The organism is Gilliamella sp. WF3-4 (genome assembly GCF_001690275.1).
GTDB lineage: Bacteria > Pseudomonadota > Gammaproteobacteria > Enterobacterales > Orbaceae > Gilliamella > Gilliamella apicola_C.
Window position 1 is genome coordinate 1 of record NZ_LZGW01000024.1, and the last position, 18263, is coordinate 18263.

Consider the following 18263-nt stretch of genomic DNA (forward strand, 5'->3'; position numbering starts at 1 on the left):
ATTTAGCCCAGTTGGTAAAGGTTTTTCCTGTAAATTCTGGCCCATTATCGACCCGTATTTTTAATGGATACCCATGATATTCGGCCAGTTTATCTAAGTAACGGGTAATCCTTCCTGCTGGTAAGCTTACTGCAATATCAATACCTAACGCCTCACGATTAAAGTCATCGATGACATTGAATGTTCTAAAGCGACGTTGATTACGGCTACTGTCACTCATAAAATCCATTGACCAACATTCACCTTGTTTATTGGGGACTAATAACCTTTCTGGGCATCGTGGAGGAATGCGTTTTTTACGCTTTACCCTGAGATTAAGCTTTAATTCACAATACACCCGATATATCCGTTTATGATTCCATTGATAGCCGAGCTTTCTGATACGATTAAAACATTTAGGAAAGCCCCAGCGTAAATGCCTATCTGTGATAGCATTCAACACCGAAACAATCACTGAATCATCCTGTAACTTAGGTTGATAATAGTAAGCACAACGGCTTAAGCCAACAATAGCACAACTCATAACAATAGTAACCGAATGATTTTGTTGTAGTTGCTGTGCCCACGTTTTACGTGACTTTGTGGGCACTAAAGCTTTTTTATGATTTCTTCCTGAAGCTGGGATTTTAAGCTCAGTTCGGCAAACATCTGTTTAAGCTTACGGTTTTCCGCTTCCAGCTCCTTTAAGCGTTTGATATCCGACGTTTCCATACCGCCGTATTTTTCTCGCCATTTATAAAAAGTTGAATTACCCATGTCCTATTTACGGCACAGCTCTTTAACGGGAATACCAACCTCTGCTTCTTTTAAAATAGCTACGATAGTTACCCTATTTTAGGAGGTAGTTATATATAGTTATATATAGTGATACTACCATTCTATAAACTTTGATTAACATAGAAACTCAAAATCATTCTTTACATAGGTTTTCATTTATCTGCTTTAAAAAACATTGATATTCAAGCTCAATTTCTTTTTTGGCTTCTTGAGATAAAGTAGCCACATGAAATCGATGTAATGAACTATACAAGGCAAATAATATATTAATTGAGATGGAGGCTTTTTTTTGTTTTATCTTAAAATAAGCATCTAAATACCCTACTTTTTTCAGTGTCTCAACATCTGTAATTCCTACACTACACAATAATCTTTCCAATGACAAAGTCATGTTTGGTAACTCTTTTATTCTTTTTGCCTTAATTTCATTTTTTTCATATTGTTCTTTTTTAGTATAGGTGATCACCATTTTTACCATTGCTAACAATTTATCTTGATCTTTAAATAACTCATCACTAACTTTATAATAATCAAGTAATTTTATTGACATCCCTGTTGTTATACTCAACGGTTGCATACCTAAATCGATAAAAAATGAGCGGTAATTGGAATGCCCCCTTAAATAAAATTCTTTTCGAGTAATCCAACCAAACATGATATTTTTACTATTAACACTAAATCCACCAAAAAATGTTTTGAGTGAAATATCTTCAACGTCAGAAAGTTCTGTTAAAATTCGATTAGCAAATGTTGAGCACATAATTAATTCCCATCCAAACTTTATCAAGTAACTGAAATGACTTACTAATTAATCTAATTTATAGCTACTTTATATTCAAATGATTTCTAAATAAATTCATAATTATGCGATCTGTATTCCATATATAAATATTAAATGCTTTATTACTTGATAAATTATATTTTTATAAAATTAAGTTAATTTTTGTTAAAAGTAATTAAGAAATAATAATTCTTAAAAAAAGAAAAATCGCTTTAACATTGTTATTCTGTTGTAATAATTATACAATCAAAGCCAGTTAACTGAATGGTATTCAATTTTTGTCAAATCGAATCAACATGATAAAAAACATCATTGCTTTATTTTTTATGTTTCACTCTTTTGTCGCCTTTGCCGATAAATTACCATTAATTGATTCATTCACCCCCTGCACTCCTGATTTTTTTCAACAGATTTATGCTAGCAAAGATGAATTAGAAAAATATACAAACATTACACTTTTTAAGCAAAATCAAGCTTATATTCCCGTCGAAAATCGCTCTGATATAGCTAAAAACTTTGTTTATTTCAAAACACCCATGACTTATAAAAATTTAACAATCACAGGCTATTACGATAGTGCTATGGATCTTGGAAAAATAGGAAAATATTATTTCTGGGGATTTATTATCGATAATGAGATTAGCCAAATCAAAGAGACATTAAATTTCATAGATTGGAAAAAGATGGAAGAAGATGTGCTCTATATTGGAAACCCAATGATTCGTAGTATTAATGATGATATCCAACTCTGGCATAAAAACACTGGCACCGTCGTTGGTGTAAAAACTATTCCTGCACCAGATACAACCGAAAAGCTATTATTGCTTGAAAAAGCGCCGAATATGACGCTTCTTATTTGTTCTATTCAAGGTGTTGTAACATCCGAATTACTTAAACAAGAACGACCTGATATTCAATAATTAAAACTAAATGGCTGATTCATCCATTTCACCTGTTCGAATCCGAATGACTTGCTCAACATTATAAATAAAAATTTTGCCATCTCCGATTTTGCCTGTTTGCGCTGTTTTCATAATAGTTTCAATGCACATCTCTAAAATATCATCTGGCACAACAAGTTCTATTTTTACTTTTGGTAAAAAATCAACCATATATTCCGCACCACGATAAAGTTCAGTATGCCCTTTTTGACGACCAAAACCTTTCACCTCAGTCACTGTCATACCGGTAATGCCTTGATCAGCAAGTGCTTCTCGAATATCATCCAGTTTAAAAGGTTTAATAATTGCTTCAATTTTCTTCATGTCTCTTGCCCTTAATTCGAGATTACCAATTCTTAAATCCAAAAGCAGAAGTAATTGGATAGCGTCTGCCTTTACCAAAGTTACGAGCAGTAATTTTAGGACCTACTGCTGACTGACGTCTTTTATATTCGTTAATATCAACTAATTTAATCACCCGTCTTACAGTTGCTTCATCATAACCTTGCGCAACTAATTGTTCAATGGAAAGATCGTGCTCAACATACCCTTTCAAAATACCATCTAAAATATCATAAGGAGGCAAACTATCTTCGTCTTTCTGATCTGGTGCCAATTCGGCTGATGGCGGACGAGTGATTACTCTTTCAGGAATAACATAAGAACGGGTATTTCGATATTTTGATAATGCAAACACCATCGTTTTCGGCACATCTTTAAGCACATCAAAACCGCCAGCCATATCGCCATAAAGTGTGGCATAACCAACCGACATTTCGCTTTTATTGCCGGTTGTAAGCACTAACCTGCGCCGTTTATTGGATAGCGCCATTAAGATAACCCCGCGACAGCGTGCTTGCAGGTTTTCTTCCGTGGTATCTTTTGGTGAGCCTAAAAACATTGGGCTTAACGATGACATAAATGCATCAAACATCGGTTCAATTGAAACAATATCAAACTCAACGCCTAATATTTCAGCTTCTTCTTTGGCATCGGCAATACTTATATCGGCAGTATAACGAAATGGCATCATCACAGCTTGAACCTTATCTTTACCTAAAGCGTCAACCGCAATAGCAAGCGTTAAAGCAGAATCGATACCGCCTGACAGCCCTAATACGGCGCCTTGAAAGCCATTTTTGGTAATATAATCACGAGTGGCAAGTACCAATGCATCATAAACTGATGCTAATTGATTATTTTGATTTTCATAAATTAGAGTTTCAGCACTGACACCAAATGTAAAAGGAACAACTTGTTCTTCAAACGATTTCAGTTGACAAACAATTTGACCAAGTTCATTACAAACAAAAGATCCGCCGTCAAACACCAACTCATCTTGCCCTCCTACTTGGTTGACATAAATAATTGGCAATCTTGTTCGTTTTGCATGCGTTTTAACTAAATCATGTCGGTGTTTTTGTTTTTCAAAATCATAAGGAGAAGCATTAATTGCAACCACAAAGTCAGCTTGAGCCTGTTGAATGTAATCAACAGGCTCATTTTGCCAAAGATCTTCACAGATTAATAACCCAATTTTTTGTCCTTTAAAATCAACGACACACGTTTTATTATCAGCGGTAAAGTAACGCTTTTCATCAAACACATCATAATTAGGTAGTCGTTGTTTGTGATAACGGACTAACAATTTTCCTTCGTAAAAAAACGAAAGGGCGTTATAAACATGTTGATCTTGCCAATGAGGATGGCCAACAACAACCGCACACTGTGTGCTCGCTTGTTGAATTAGTGATAATGCTTTTCGGCAGCGATCTTTAAAATCAGAACGAAACATTAAATCTTCGGGTGGATAGCCACAGAGAGCAAGTTCTGAAAAGATGATCAAATCATCAGATGAATGGCTATTTATTAATTCAATAATCTGTTGGGTGTTTCCCTCTATATCACCCACACGCCAATTTTTTTGCGCTAAAACAATAGATAAAGACATACAAAATTAAATACCACAAATCAAAATTGTTGATAAGTTTAAATGATTCTAAGTTGCGCTGCCACATTTTTATCGCTAACATGCAACAATAAATTGGCTTTCATTTTTCTGGATATTATTATGCAAAAAATTCTAAATGTAGCATTAACTAAACGCAGCTACCCTATTACTATTGGTGAAAATCTACTTAATGAATTTGAGCATTTTAAACTTCAGACTGGTCAACGCGTACTTATTGCGACCAACGAAACAATCGCCCCACTTTATTTACAAACATTAATTAACATGCTTGAAAAGCATGGTGTAAAGACCAGTTCAGTGATTGTGCCTGATGGTGAAAAATATAAAACCATGGAAACTTGGAATACCATTTTAACAGCGTTGCTAGCCAATAATCACACTCGTAGCAGTATTGTTATTGCACTAGGCGGAGGTGTCATTGGTGATGTTACTGGCTTTGCAGCCTCTGCTTACCAACGAGGCATTAAGTTTATCCAAGTACCAACCACCTTGCTATCACAGGTTGATTCATCGGTTGGGGGCAAAACAGCCATTAACCACCCACTGGGTAAAAATATGATAGGCGCATTTTATCAACCACAATCGGTTGTCATTGATATTAATTGTTTAAAAACATTGCCTCAACGAGAGCTTTCCGCAGGGCTGGCTGAGGTGATTAAATACGGTATTATTTTAGATGCTCAATTTTTTGCTTGGTTAGAAACCCATATCAACGATGTGCTAAACTTAGATGTTGATGCTACAAGTTACTGTATTTATCGTTGTTGCGAACTTAAAGCGCAAGTGGTCGCTGCCGACGAGACAGAACAAGGTATGCGCGCACTGTTAAACCTTGGTCACACATATGGTCACGCTATTGAAGCAGAACTAGGGTATGGAAACTGGCTACATGGTGAAGCAGTCAGTGTTGGCATGTTAATGGCAGCGCAAACAGCCAAAAGATTAGGTAAATTAACAGATGCTGAAATAGATCGCATTAAAAACCTGTTAATAAGAGCAAAACTTCCTGTCGTAAGACCATCACAAATGTCTATTGAATCCTATCTTCCACATATGATGCGCGATAAAAAAGTGATCTCGGGACAGTTAAGGCTAGTTATACCAACTAAGATTGGCCATGCTGAAGTAATCGATGGAATTGATAAAAACCTAGTTTTAGATTCTATTTCGAGCAGCTAGCCTTATACTGATTAATTGAATACGTATCAATTTTTTACTGAAACATAGTCATTACCTGAAATTGCTTTACACAACTAAATAAGCAATTATTTAGTTGTGTTGATGAACAGACTTTAATATTACTAACAGGTGTTACATTCAATACATGATTATCACTACCCTATCCTATGTAATGCTAAATAGCGATAATAAACTATTCCTTGAAAAAATTAGATAAACAAAAATGAACACCCCATCAGATGTAAAAATAAGTTTACAATTACACTTACTTTTATTTGATTGATTTCATATAAACTATTTTTTATTTTACTTTACATAATATAACCACAATAAATTTCCTTTATTCTAAGCAAACAATAAGAATTTTATTTACTATTATGTAATTTTGTGTTTACATACTAGTCGTCTATGTAATTAATATTTTACATATAAAATATTTGAATGGTTTTAACAAGGAAAGCAAAATGTTAAAAGATACGCTAAATAATGTCCGAATTAAAGATGAACACATGTTAATCACACCTGAAGAAATAAAACAGCTTTACCCGTTATCCCACGATCTAGAAAACCAAATTGCCTTATCAAGACAAACTATCGTTGATATTTTAGAGCGTCGAGATCATCGATTGCTTATCGTATGTGGTCCTTGCTCTATTCATGATACTGAGGCAGCACTTGAATATGCACATAAATTAAAAAAGCTATCGGACGAAATGAAAGATAATTTATTTATCGTCATGCGTGTCTATTTTGAAAAACCTAGAACAACCGTGGGTTGGAAAGGTATGATTAACGATCCTCATATGGATAGTTCATTTGATATTGAACATGGATTAAAAAAAGCACGTAAATTACTACTGGATATCACTAAAATTGGTTTACCAATTGCAACCGAAGCGTTAGATCCTAATACTCCGCAATATATTGGTGATTTAATTAGTTGGTCAGCAATCGGTGCAAGAACAACCGAATCCCAAACGCATCGAGAAATGGCTTCAGGACTATCCATGCCGGTTGGTTTTAAAAATGGAACCGATGGGAGCTTAGATGTGGCAATTAATGCAATGAAATCTGCATCTATGGCGCACCGCTTTGTTGGTATTAATCAACAAGGGCAGGTTACAATATTACAAACTATGGGTAATCCGCATGGTCATGTTATTTTACGTGGCGGTAAAACACCTAATTTTGATGCTGAAAATGTGGCAGTGTGTGAAACACAAATGAAAAAGGCAGGTTTATTACCTAATTTAATGATTGACTGTAGCCATGCCAATTCTAATAAAGATTATCGTAACCAACCGATTGTTGCTGATACTATTATTGATCAAATCGAAAAAGGTAATAATTCCATTATTGGTGTGATGATTGAAAGTAATTTATTTGAAGGGAATCAACCGTCAGAACAACCTCAAGAAAACTTGAAATATGGTGTGTCTGTTACTGATGCTTGTATTAGTTGGGAAACAACTGAACAATTATTACAAAAAATGAATAACCAGTTAGCTAAGTCATTAACTCAAAGACAAAAACAATCAGCGCAAGCTTAATCTTTGTAAACAACAATCATAAAAAAATCGCCGATGTTATCATCGGCGATATTGTTTTTAGTGTGAACTGAACTTACCCAAGTTGCTTACGCACATTACGGAACATTCGCATCCAAGGACTATCTTCGCCCCAGTTATCAGGATGCCATGAATTGGTCACAGTCCTAAATACTCGCTCGGGATGTGGCATCATAATGGTTACACGTCCATCTTTGGATGTTACGGCAGTAATACCATTTGGCGAGCCATTTGGATTGGCAGGGTATTGTTGAGTTACTTTGCCAAAGTGGTCAATATAGCGTACTGCAATTAATCCAGAGGTTTCTAATTTGTGAAGATGACTATCATCGCAGACTTCAACACACCCTTCCCCGTGTGAAACCGCAATTGGCATATGTGAGCCATTCATATCAGTAAAGAATAATGAAGGACTAGGTTGAATTTGCACTAAACTAAAGCGCGCTTCAAAACGCTCGGATAAATTGCGTACAAAACGAGGCCACAAATCAGCGCCCGGAATTAAATCCTTTAAATTCGACATCATCTGACAACCGTTACAAACCCCTAGTGATAGGGTATCTTGACGATGGAAGAATTGCTCAAATTCATCACGTACTTTTTCGTTAAATAAAATTGATTTAGCCCAGCCTTCACCAGCCCCTAAAACATCACCATAAGAAAAACCGCCACAAGCCACCAGTGTATTAAATTGGCTAAGCGTAATGCGACCTGAAAGTAAATCTGTCATATGCACATCGACTGCTTCAAAGCCAGCCCTATCAAATGCAGCAGCCATTTCAACATGAGAATTAACACCTTGCTCACGTAAAATTGCCACTTTCGGTTTGCTCCCTTTGGCTATATAAGGCGCGGCAATATCTTGCATTGGATCAAAGGTAAGCTTCACATTCAAGCCCGGATCGTCTTCATTCTGTTTAGCTTGATGTTCTTGATCTGCACATTCAGGATTATCTCGTAAGCGTTGCATCTGCCATGTCGTTTCTGCCCACCATGTTCTTAAAGTTGAACGTGATTCGCTGTATACCATCGAGGTATTATTACGCACAATGAATTGCTGACCAGCTTTAGCCGATCCTAACTGATGAATAGCATGAGAAAGCCCAAACTGCTTAAAGCAATTCATGACTTCATCTAAATCACTACCACGAATTTGAATAACTGCACCTAGCTCCTCATTAAATAAAGAAGCAATCACATCACGACCAAGGGAATGAATATCAACATCAATACCACAATGCCCAGCAAATGCCATTTCTGCCAAAGTAACCAATAGACCACCATCGGAACGATCATGGTAAGCAAGTAAAGATTTTTGAGCTATTAACGTTTGGATAGCTTGATAAAAAGAAGCTAATTCTTTGGCATCGTGAACATCAGCCGTTCTTTGCCCTAGGTGACGATAAACTTGTGCTAATGCGGTTGCACCTAATGCTTGATGACCTTTTGATAAATCAACAAATAATAATAAATTATCTTCATCTGTATCAAGTTGTGGTGTGACGGTTTTGCGCACATCTTCCACGCGAGCAAATGCAGAAATCACTAACGACAACGGTGAAGTTACCGTTTTTTGCTCACCATCTTGTTGCCATGTGGTTTTCATTGACATGGAATCTTTACCAACTGGAATGGCTAAGCCTAATGCAGGGCATAACTCTTCACCAATAGCTTTAACTGCTTGGTAAAGACCAGCATCTTCGCCTGGGTGCCCAGCTGCTGCCATCCAGTTAGCCGAAAGCTTAATACGCTTAATATCACCAATGTTGGTCGCCGCAATATTGGTAATTGCCTCACCAACAGCTAAACGTGCTGATGCGGCATAATTAAGTAAGGCTACTGGCGCTCGCTCACCCATTGACATGGCTTCACCATAATAGCTATCAAAGCTTGCTGTTGTAACAGCACAATCGGCCACGGGTACTTGCCAAGGTCCAACCATTTGATCTCGAGCAACCATACCGCTTACAGAACGGTCACCAATCGTAATTAAAAATGTTTTTTCCGCTACAACGGGCAAATGTAGCACACGCTTTACGGCATCATATAAATTAATATCCGATGTGGAAAAACGATCGCCTTCGGCTTGACTAGATTTCACCTCTCGTAACATTTTTGGTGTTTTTCCCAATAAAACATCTAACGGCAAAGCTATCGGGTTATTATTAAAATGTTCGTCATGTAAAATCACAGCTTTATTGACGGTTGCCTCACCAATAACGGCATAAGGTGCTCGTTCACGCTGACAGAGTTCATCAAACAGCGCTAATTTATCGGGATGAATAGCAAGAACATAACGTTCTTGTGATTCATTACACCAAATTTCTAGCGGTGACATGCTGGGTTCATCGCTAAGTATTTTGCGGAGTTCAAATTGCCCCCCACAGCCACCATCACTAACCAGTTCGGGCATCGCATTAGATAAACCACCTGCGCCCACATCATGAATAAATAAGATAGGGTTATCTTCACCAAGTTGCCAACAACGATCGATAACTTCCTGACAACGACGTTCCATTTCTGGGTTATCTCGCTGAACAGAAGCAAAATCAAGATCCGCATCCGACTGACCAGATGTCATTGATGAAGCTGCGCCACCACCAAGCCCAATATTCATAGCTGGGCCACCTAAAACAATCAATTTAGAGCCTGCTGGAAACTCACCTTTTTGAATATGTTCATGGCGAATATTACCAATACCGCCTGCTAGCATAATAGGCTTATGATAACCGCGAAGCTCTTCACCATTATGGCTATTAACCTTTTCTTCATAGGTACGAAAATACCCTAATAGAGCTGGTCGCCCAAATTCATTATTGAAAGCAGCGCCACCAAGCGGACCTTCCATCATAATATCAAACGCGCTAACAATACGATCAGGCTTACCAAAATCTTGTTCCCAAGGCTGTTCAAAATGAGGAATGCGTAAGTTAGAAACGGAAAATCCGACTAATCCTGCTTTGGGCTTAGCACCTCTTCCCGTTGCCCCTTCATCACGAATTTCGCCACCACTTCCCGTTGCAGCTCCTGGCCAAGGAGATATGGCTGTTGGGTGATTATGCGTTTCAACTTTCATTAAAATATCAGCAAATTCTTGATGATATCGATAAGTTTGATTGTCATTATCAGCAAAAAAACGTCCGACTTTAGATCCGTCCATAACCGCGGCATTATCTTTATAAGCGGATGACACATAATCTGGCGTATGTTCAAAAGTATTCTTTATCATCTTAAACAATGATTTGGGTTGCTTCACACCATCAATAATCCAGTCAGCATTAAAAATCTTATGACGACAATGTTCAGAGTTTGCTTGAGCAAACATATAAAGTTCAATATCCGTTGGATTACGGTTTAATTTTTGGAAATTCTCAACCAAATAATCAATTTCATCTGGCGCTAAAGCCAGTCCTAATTTTAAATTAGCTTCCTCTAATGCTTGGTGACCCTGTCCTAATAAGTCAATTACGGTTACTGGTGCTGGTTTATCGGCTTTAAATAATTTTTCTGCTTGAGCAAAATCCGTAAATACCGTTTCCATCATGCGATCATGAATTAAGCTTTCAAAAGCGACTTGCTGTACTTGAGTAAAAGGGCTACTCATTTCAACATAATACGCAATACCCCGCTCAATTCGATGAACCTGCGTTAACCCACAATTATGCGCGATATCGGTTGCTTTTGATGACCAAGGCGAAATCGTTCCGGCACGAGGCGTCACTAAAAAGAGTTGTCTTTGGGTTTTATGCTCACCATTTACTTGCGTTGATTTAGGACCATATTGCAATAACTTATCAAGCGTCAACTGGTCATCACTCGTTAAATCTTTAAACAGATCAATAAAATGAATATATTGCGCGTCAATATTAATAACGGGGATGGATTTTTCACGGCAAACAGATAGGATTTTACTTATACGAAATGCAGATAAAGCAGAAGAACCAGCTAAAATTTTCATGCTAATTACTCTTTTTAAGCTAAACATAGGTAAAAATAGAACAACATTATAAAAGAAAGTGAACGGCGTGGCTATTTAAAACATTGATTTTACCAAAAAGATTCAGACAAATAGATGGTTAAGTATAAAAAGAGGAGTTACTGGTGTATCTCAAGTCTAAATAAGCACAACCACTTTAGGATGTAATAAATGGTTAGCCATTGTGCAATTACTTTCCTTGCTCGTTATAAGTTGTTAATTTGAAGTTGATGTAATACATTATCTCCACCGGTAAAATGGTATAGTATCCTGAATATTTTTTACAAAAAATAAGTAAAACCCCCCATTGTTTTGAACTTTGCAGCTCGATTAACGGCAAGGCGATTTAACAGAGATATTTATCTTAGTTTCTTTTAATTAAGTTTCTTTTAATTTTGACTAAACAATCAATCCTAGATTGTCATACATATTATTTGATAGCCTCTGAAACAGCAAAAGATCTATCTATTTAAAAATAAAAAGAAAAACTCGATCCAGATCACAAAATAAACTTTTTTAAATTGCAAAAAAAATCTTAATTTGTAACATGTTACCAGTAACAAAATAGGTGGAAGAGTTTACTATGACAACACAAGATAAACCAATTTTTGTATTAATGGGTGTGTCAGGTTGTGGTAAATCAGCGGTTGCCAAGCAAGTAGCTTATAACCTTGATGCGTCTTTTTTAGATGGCGATTTTTTGCACCCTAAAGCCAATATTTTAAAAATGCGAAATGGCACACCATTAAACGATGAAGATCGAATGCCTTGGCTTAACCTAATTAGCAATGCCGCATTTGCAATGCGCAATGTTAATGATGTTTCAATTATTATCTGCTCAGCGTTAAAACGAAAATACCGAGATATTATTCGTGGTGAAAATAAAAACATTCACTTTATTTATCTAAAAGGAAGCTATGATGTCATTGCTAAGCGATTAGCTAAACGTAAAGGCCATTACCAAAAAAGCGGAATGCTACAATCACAATTTGACACGCTAGAAGAGCCAACGATTCATGAAAAAAATGTCTATACGGTTAACATTGAGCAACCATTAACTGATGTTGTCAATGATACAGAGCAAGTCATACGTTCAATATGTAACTGTGAATAATATAAATAAAATTGAAAAGATAACAATGATAATTTAAGAGGTTAATGTGAATCGCATCATTCAAGCTGTAACTCAACGTATTATTGAGCGTTCTAAAGCGACTCGCCAAGCTTATTTACAAAAAATAGAACACGCGATGAGTAAAAAAGTCACCCGCTCTAGTTTGCCATGCAGCAATTTAGCCCATGGTTTTGCGGCTTGTTGTATTGATGATAAAAACGATCTAAAAAACATCTTAAAAAGTAATATTGGCATTATTAATTCCTACAATGATATGCTTTCAGCACACAAGCCTTACGAATGCTATCCTGAACAAATACGCAAAGTACTTCACGAAGTTGGCGCTGTTGGTCAAATGGCTGGCGGCGTGCCGGCCATGTGCGATGGGGTAACTCAAGGCGAACCTGGAATGGAATTATCATTAATGAGTCGTGATGTCATAGCCATGTCGGTAGCAATTGGGCTTTCACATAATATGTTTGATGGCGCACTATACCTTGGCATTTGCGATAAAATCGTGCCTGGCTTATTGGTTGGTGCATTAACTTTTGGGCATTTACCTGCCATTTTTGTTCCTGCAGGACCAATGCCATCAGGACTATCAAATAAAGAAAAAGTGCGTATCCGCCAACTTTATTCGGAAGGTAAAGCTTCGCGTGAAGATTTGCTTGAGTCCGAATCAGCCTCTTACCATACTAGTGGCACTTGCACCTTTTATGGTACAGCCAATAGCAACCAAATGGTAATGGAATTAATGGGGTTACATTTACCAGGCGCGGCATTTGTTCATCCTGAAACAGCATTGCGTTTTGAGTTAACCAATGCTGCTGCTAAACAGATCACTCGCCTAACGAACCAATCGGGTAATTATATGCCCGTTGGTAAAATGGTTGACGAAAAAGTCATTATTAATGGTTTAGTGGCATTACTTGCCACTGGGGGATCAACCAATTTAACTATGCATATTGTAGCCATGGCTAAAGCTGCGGGAATTATCATTAACTGGGATGATATTTCAGATCTATCCACCGTAGTCCCCTTAATTTGTCGAATTTACCCAAATGGACCTGCTGATATCAACTATTTTCAAGCTGCTGGAGGCACATCTTTATTGGTTCGCGAATTATTGGCAGGAGGTTTATTACACGAAGATGTACAAACCGTGGTAGGACATGGACTTAGCCGTTATACCCAAGAGCCGATTTTAGAAAATGGTCAACTCATTTTTCGCAACGGCCCAACAAAATCATTAGATGATAGCGTGATTGCCTCAATCCAAAAACCGTTTAATTCACATGGCGGATTAAAAGTGATGTCTGGCAATCTTGGCCGTGCAATAATGAAAACATCAGCAGTTGCGCCTGAACATCAAATTATTGAAGCACCTGCGGTCATTTTTAATAGCCAATATGATTTAGATGCTGAATATAAGGCCGGTAAGTTAGATAAAGACTGTGTGGTTGTTGTACGTTATCAAGGACCCAAAGCTATTGGTATGCCAGAATTGCACAAATTGATAACACCGCTAGGTGTGCTACAAGATAAAGGTTACAAAGTTGCATTATTAACTGACGGTCGATTATCGGGCGCATCAGGAAAAGTTCCAGCAGCGATCCATGTTACCCCTGAAGCTTATGATGGCGGTTTACTTAGTAAAGTACAAAATGGCGACATGATCCGTGTAAATGGGCAAACAGGTGAAATAACTCTATTAGTTGACGAAGCTGAATTAGCTAAACGTACACCTTATCCTTTCGAATTAACCGATTCGCATCTTGGTTATGGAAGAGAACTATTTACCATTATCAGAGAAAATTTAACTACCGCAGAAGAAGGTGCGGTTAGCTTTTAATATGCTTAATCTGCCACATACAGTGGCAGAAATCTTAAGAAAATAGACTAAAAATTAGGTATTAGCTGAAACTTCTTTATAAATAAATTTATCGGTATAAATAAATTATTTCTTAATAAAATTATCTACCAATAAATTTACCACGTCCCCCATTTTTCCATGTAATGAGGCTTTGACACCATAAAGTGCCATTCCCATTACTTGCGATGCGTGGATTTCAGGGGGCATAACAAGTTCATTAGCACTGGTTTTAACATCTAATAACGCTGGACCAGAGTGAGCTAAAAATGATTGCACAGCAGACTCAAGTAAATCAGAATCATCCACCCTGATAGAAAAAAGGCCAATTGAATCAGCAAGTTTTGCAAAATCAGGATTTTGTAAGTCAGTATAGTGATCAACTAACCCTTCCGATTTTTGCTCTAATTCAACAAAGTTGAGCGAGCTATTATTTAGTACAATAATTTTTATAGGTAACTGTTCTTGAATTGTGGTTAATAAATCGCCCAGCAACATACTTATACCGCCATCGCCTGACAAGGAGATCACTTGCCGATTTGGAAATGCTTTTTGTACCCCTAAAGCTTGTGGCATCGCATTAGCCATTGTGCCATGTTTTAAACTGATTACGGTGCGTCTTTTGCCATTGGTATTAAAATGGCGACAAGCCCAAACCATTGCCGAACCGACATCAGCACAAAGTACAGCATCATCAGTTGCATATTTATCAATAAGTTCAGTTAAATATTGAGGATGAATGGTTGAGCGAGAAGGAATCGTTTTTTTATTCAATTTTTTCATTGATTTGGTGTACAATTTTTGGCATAACCCTAAAAACTCATCATCTTGTTTCTCATCAACTAAAGGTAGCAGTGTTGCCAAAGTCGGTTTACAACTCCCAACTACACCGATATCAACAGGATGCCGCCGTCCAAGGTGAGTTGCATCAATATCAACTTGAATAATAGCAGCCTTATCTGGGTAGAATTGTGACCATGCAAAATCAGCACCTAACATTAAAAGTACATCACACTCTTTTATTGCGGTGGTTCCTGACTCAACGCCAAACATTCCTGTCATACCAACATTGTAAGGGTTATCATATTCAACAAAATCTTTAGCTCTCGAAGTATGTACAATAGGCGATTTTAATTTATGAGCTAAAGCAATGAGCTCATCATGAGCTTCATAGACACCTTGACCTGCAAAAATAGTCACTTTATTATTTTTATTTAGCATACTGGCAATTTTGCTAAGTTCTTGATCTGATGGACGAATAATAGGGTGAGGATGATAAATTTTACGGTGGCTATTATCCTCCACTTTCTCTAAACTCACATTATACGGAATAACTAAAACGGCTACGCCTCGTTGGTTAATTGCTGTTTGAATGGCTGCTGTAGTGATTTCTCTTACTTGAGTAGGATCATTGATTTGCCGGCAAAATACAGAACAATTTTTATATAACGTTTCAAAATCAACTTCTTGTGGGAAATCTGTTCCTTGCTGTGAAGTAACAAGCTGGCTTGCTAACAAAATAACAGGAACTCGATTGCGTTGTGCTTCATAAATACCATTAATAAAATGCAAACTGCCTGGCCCACAAGAGCCAGCACAAGCAGTGATTTGATCGGTCAAATAAGCTTCAGCTCCTGCAGCAAAAGCACCAACTTCTTCATGACGAACATGCACCCACTGAATATCACTTCTTTTAATGGCTGAGGTGATGTGATTTAACGTATCACCCACAATACCATAGCAATGTTTAACACCCGCCTCAGCTAAAATATCAACTATAATTTGTGCTACTGTTTTTTTTGATGACATACTCTCTCCTCAAAAGTTCGCTCAATGACTTACCTCATCCGTATAAATTACACCCACTTTGAAATAACGCGAATAGCCTTTAAAATAAACAGCAAGAAATGCTAAAAAACAAGCAATGAACAGAACGCTTATCTGCTTATTGCATAACAAACTTTGTGTGAAGATATTCCCTATTGCAATAAACCAAGGTATTATGTCGAAAATCTTCTCGAAACAATAGAGTGATATTCCGTGGAACAATCGCCATCTGGACATAATTTAATGTCATCGATTACAGCCTTTTTACCGAGCTCTTTTTCCCAATATTCGCCACTGATTACTGTCTGCTTATTATTGTTTATTGCAATTATGCTATTCTCATTGAGCAAATTAAGAATGGACATTATTGCATTACTGACAATTACAGCCATTACCATCACTGGCGTACTCACGCCATCAGAAGCATTAGCAGGCTTTAGTGATCCCAACATAATCCTAATTGCATTATTATTTATAATTGGAGAAAGCCTTGTAAGAACAGGTATCTCATACAAAATGAGCGAGTATATTCTTAAAATAGCAGGCAAAAACGATATCCGTATTATTATCTATATCATGTTAGGCGTTGCCTTGCTCGGCTCAGTAATGAGCTCAACAGGCGTTGTTGCTATTTTCATCCCTGTTGCTATCAGCATTGCTAATCACACTGGCATTCATGTAAAAAAATTAATGATGCCACTTTGTATTGCTGCTTTAATTAGTGGCATGATGACTTTAGTGGCCACAGCCCCCAACCTAGTTGTCAACAGTGAACTGAGCCACTTTAAACTAACTGAATTTGGTTTTTTTTCAATTACACCAATTGGTTTAGGTGTTTTAGCAGTTGGGATCATTTACTGTGTATTAACTCGAAATTGGTTACTCTCAGCGGAACAAGCCTCCCCCACCAATACCCAGCCACAAAGGCGAAAAATAACCGATTTAATTCGAGACTATAAATTAATTGGTCGTGCACACCGAGCACAGATACTTGCTGGCTCACCTTTTGTGGGGCGCACTATCGATGGTTTACATCTACGTAGTGAACACGGCGTAAATGTGATTGGTATTGAGCGCTGGCGAAAATTTCAAAAAGTACTAATCCCCGTTAATGGATCAACTGAATTTCGTGAAAATGACATTCTATTACTTGACATGTCGCATTCTGAAGCCGACTACCGCACTTTTTTAACCACCAATCACCTTGAACCGAAAGTATTACGTGGCGAATATTTTTCAGAACAAGTTAAAGAAGTCGGCATGGCTGAAGTTGCACTCTTACCAGAATCAACATTATGTGGTAAAACACTCAATGAAATTAATTTTAGGGGAAAATATTTCCTAACTGTCATTGGCATCTGGCGCAATCATGCCCCTGTTGAAACCAACAACTTATTCCAAGAGCGCCTAGAAATGAGCGATACATTATTAGTGTGTGGTGACTGGGGATCGATCCAAAAACTACAAACACGAACAAGCGATTTTGTTGTATTAGATTACCCATCAGATATTGATGATGTCGCACCAGCAAGTTCACAGGCATATGCAGCATTAATTAATTTAGCCATAATGATTCTATTCATGGTTACAGGTATTGTACCAAATGTCGTAGCTGCACTCATTGCCTGCTTATTAATGGGTGCAACACGGTGCATTGACATGGCCAGCGCTTACCGATCAATCCACTGGCCAACATTAATTTTAATCATTGGTATGATGCCCTTTGCACTAGCTCTCAATAAAACAGGAGGGATATCACTTATATCCGCATGGCTCGAAATCCACCTGCGCCATTTTGGTCCCTATATGGTACTAACATTTATTTTTTTATTATGCTCAACCATTGGCTTATTTATATCCAATACCGCAACAGCCATTTTAATTGCACCAATTGCTATTGATTTAGCATTAAAATTTGGCTATTCGCCGTACCCATTTGCTATGACGGTAGCCATTGCCACATCAGCGTCATTTATTACGCCAGTGTCTTCACCAATTAAAACCATGGTAGTAGCACCTGGTGGCTATAGCTTTGGAGATTTTGTCAAAATTGGCGTGCCATTAACGTTTTTGGTGATGGCAGTTGATATTGCACTAGTGCCAATATTCTTGCCATTTTAAAACTGAACGATTTTTTATTAAAAGCAAATGTGATATATGGAGAGTATTTAGTGTTGCTTTGTTTCGAGTATTTTGAGATTTGCTGATATAATAAGATATTGATGAGGGCTTCAGAAACCATACTAGCTTTTAAAACA

13 protein-coding genes are annotated in these 18263 nt (G+C 37.3%); 6 read left to right on the forward strand and 7 right to left on the reverse strand.

The features are described 5' to 3' along the window. The 3 genes from A9G47_RS06035 to A9G47_RS06045 all read right to left on the reverse strand — a co-directional run. Positions 1 to 589, reverse strand: a 589-nt coding sequence (locus A9G47_RS06035; RefSeq protein ID WP_065642430.1) for a DDE-type integrase/transposase/recombinase, incomplete at its 3' end; no start/stop codon positions are given. Further along, positions 589 to 756 (reverse strand): transposase, encoded by a 168-nt coding sequence (locus A9G47_RS06040; RefSeq protein ID WP_081297217.1) that lies wholly within the window; start codon positions 754 to 756, stop codon positions 589 to 591. The genes A9G47_RS06035 and A9G47_RS06040, both read right to left, overlap by 1 nt. 154 nt (positions 757 to 910) lie before the next feature. After that, positions 911 to 1537 carry a TfoX/Sxy family DNA transformation protein gene (locus A9G47_RS06045; protein WP_065567133.1) on the reverse strand — a complete coding sequence of 209 codons (627 nt, stop codon included), beginning with the start codon at positions 1535 to 1537 and terminating at the stop codon, positions 911 to 913. Between the two features lie 317 nt (positions 1538 to 1854). Here A9G47_RS06045 and A9G47_RS06050 point away from each other — a divergent pair, with 317 nt between their 5' ends. Continuing rightward, positions 1855 to 2478, forward strand: a complete 624-nt coding sequence (locus tag A9G47_RS06050) for a hypothetical protein (protein ID WP_065642431.1) — start codon at positions 1855 to 1857, stop codon at positions 2476 to 2478. Between the two features lie 6 nt (positions 2479 to 2484). Here the strand turns inward: A9G47_RS06050 and glnB are convergent, their stop codons facing one another. Beyond that, positions 2485 to 2823 carry a nitrogen regulatory protein P-II gene (gene glnB, locus A9G47_RS06055; protein ID WP_065567135.1) on the reverse strand — a complete coding sequence of 113 codons (339 nt, stop codon included), beginning with the start codon at positions 2821 to 2823 and terminating at the stop codon, positions 2485 to 2487. 22 nt (positions 2824 to 2845) lie between these two features. Next, complete coding sequence (locus tag A9G47_RS06060; protein WP_065567136.1) at positions 2846 to 4450, reverse strand: NAD+ synthase; 1605 nt, start codon at positions 4448 to 4450, stop codon at positions 2846 to 2848. 120 nt (positions 4451 to 4570) lie between these two features. Here A9G47_RS06060 and aroB point away from each other — a divergent pair, with 120 nt between their 5' ends. Together aroB and A9G47_RS06070 are read left to right on the forward strand one after the other, a co-directional pair. Next, positions 4571 to 5650, forward strand: coding sequence for a 3-dehydroquinate synthase (aroB, locus tag A9G47_RS06065; RefSeq protein WP_065642432.1), 1080 nt, complete (start codon positions 4571 to 4573; stop codon positions 5648 to 5650). Positions 5651 to 6114: 464 nt separating this feature from the next. Further along, a complete protein-coding gene (locus tag A9G47_RS06070; RefSeq protein WP_065642433.1) occupies positions 6115 to 7200 on the forward strand; it encodes a 3-deoxy-7-phosphoheptulonate synthase in 1086 nt (361 codons plus the stop codon). Between the two features lie 73 nt (positions 7201 to 7273). Here the strand turns inward: A9G47_RS06070 and purL are convergent, their stop codons facing one another. Beyond that, entirely contained in the window at positions 7274 to 11176 is a 3903-nt protein-coding gene (gene purL / locus A9G47_RS06075; RefSeq protein WP_065567139.1) for a phosphoribosylformylglycinamidine synthase, read from the reverse strand. A gap of 601 nt (positions 11177 to 11777) precedes the next feature. Here purL and A9G47_RS06080 point away from each other — a divergent pair. Together A9G47_RS06080 and edd are read left to right on the forward strand one after the other, a co-directional pair. Further along, positions 11778 to 12308, forward strand: coding sequence for a gluconokinase, GntK/IdnK-type (locus tag A9G47_RS06080; RefSeq protein WP_065642434.1), 531 nt, complete (start codon positions 11778 to 11780; stop codon positions 12306 to 12308). Positions 12309 to 12354: 46 nt separating this feature from the next. After that, complete coding sequence (gene edd, locus A9G47_RS06085; RefSeq protein ID WP_065642435.1) at positions 12355 to 14160, forward strand: phosphogluconate dehydratase; 1806 nt, start codon at positions 12355 to 12357, stop codon at positions 14158 to 14160. 105 nt (positions 14161 to 14265) lie between these two features. Here the strand turns inward: edd and A9G47_RS06090 are convergent, their stop codons facing one another. Next, entirely contained in the window at positions 14266 to 15987 is a 1722-nt protein-coding gene (locus tag A9G47_RS06090; protein WP_065567142.1) for a thiamine pyrophosphate-dependent enzyme, read from the reverse strand. A 261-nt stretch (positions 15988 to 16248) separates the two neighbouring features. Between A9G47_RS06090 and A9G47_RS06095 the strand changes: the two genes are divergently transcribed. Next, complete coding sequence (locus A9G47_RS06095) at positions 16249 to 18126, forward strand: SLC13 family permease (protein WP_081297871.1); 1878 nt, start codon at positions 16249 to 16251, stop codon at positions 18124 to 18126. Positions 18127 to 18263: the final 137 nt, after the last annotated feature.

What these genes read in the sequence shown, in the direction of transcription:
- A9G47_RS06040 (WP_081297217.1), bottom strand. Translation starts at nt 756, where the DNA reads ATGGGTAATTCAACTTTTTATAAATGGCGAGAAAAATACGGCGGTATG.
- A9G47_RS06045 (WP_065567133.1), bottom strand. Translation starts at nt 1,537, where the DNA reads ATGTGCTCAACATTTGCTAATCGAATTTTAACAGAACTTTCTGACGTT.
- A9G47_RS06050 (WP_065642431.1), top strand. Translation starts at nt 1,855, where the DNA reads ATGATAAAAAACATCATTGCTTTATTTTTTATGTTTCACTCTTTTGTC.
- glnB (WP_065567135.1), bottom strand. Translation starts at nt 2,823, where the DNA reads ATGAAGAAAATTGAAGCAATTATTAAACCTTTTAAACTGGATGATATT.
- A9G47_RS06060 (WP_065567136.1), bottom strand. Translation starts at nt 4,450, where the DNA reads ATGTCTTTATCTATTGTTTTAGCGCAAAAAAATTGGCGTGTGGGTGAT.
- aroB (WP_065642432.1), top strand. Translation starts at nt 4,571, where the DNA reads ATGCAAAAAATTCTAAATGTAGCATTAACTAAACGCAGCTACCCTATT.
- A9G47_RS06070 (WP_065642433.1), top strand. Translation starts at nt 6,115, where the DNA reads ATGTTAAAAGATACGCTAAATAATGTCCGAATTAAAGATGAACACATG.
- purL (WP_065567139.1), bottom strand. Translation starts at nt 11,176, where the DNA reads ATGAAAATTTTAGCTGGTTCTTCTGCTTTATCTGCATTTCGTATAAGT.
- A9G47_RS06080 (WP_065642434.1), top strand. Translation starts at nt 11,778, where the DNA reads ATGACAACACAAGATAAACCAATTTTTGTATTAATGGGTGTGTCAGGT.
- A9G47_RS06090 (WP_065567142.1), bottom strand. Translation starts at nt 15,987, where the DNA reads ATGTCATCAAAAAAAACAGTAGCACAAATTATAGTTGATATTTTAGCT.
- A9G47_RS06095 (WP_081297871.1), top strand. Translation starts at nt 16,249, where the DNA reads ATGTCATCGATTACAGCCTTTTTACCGAGCTCTTTTTCCCAATATTCG.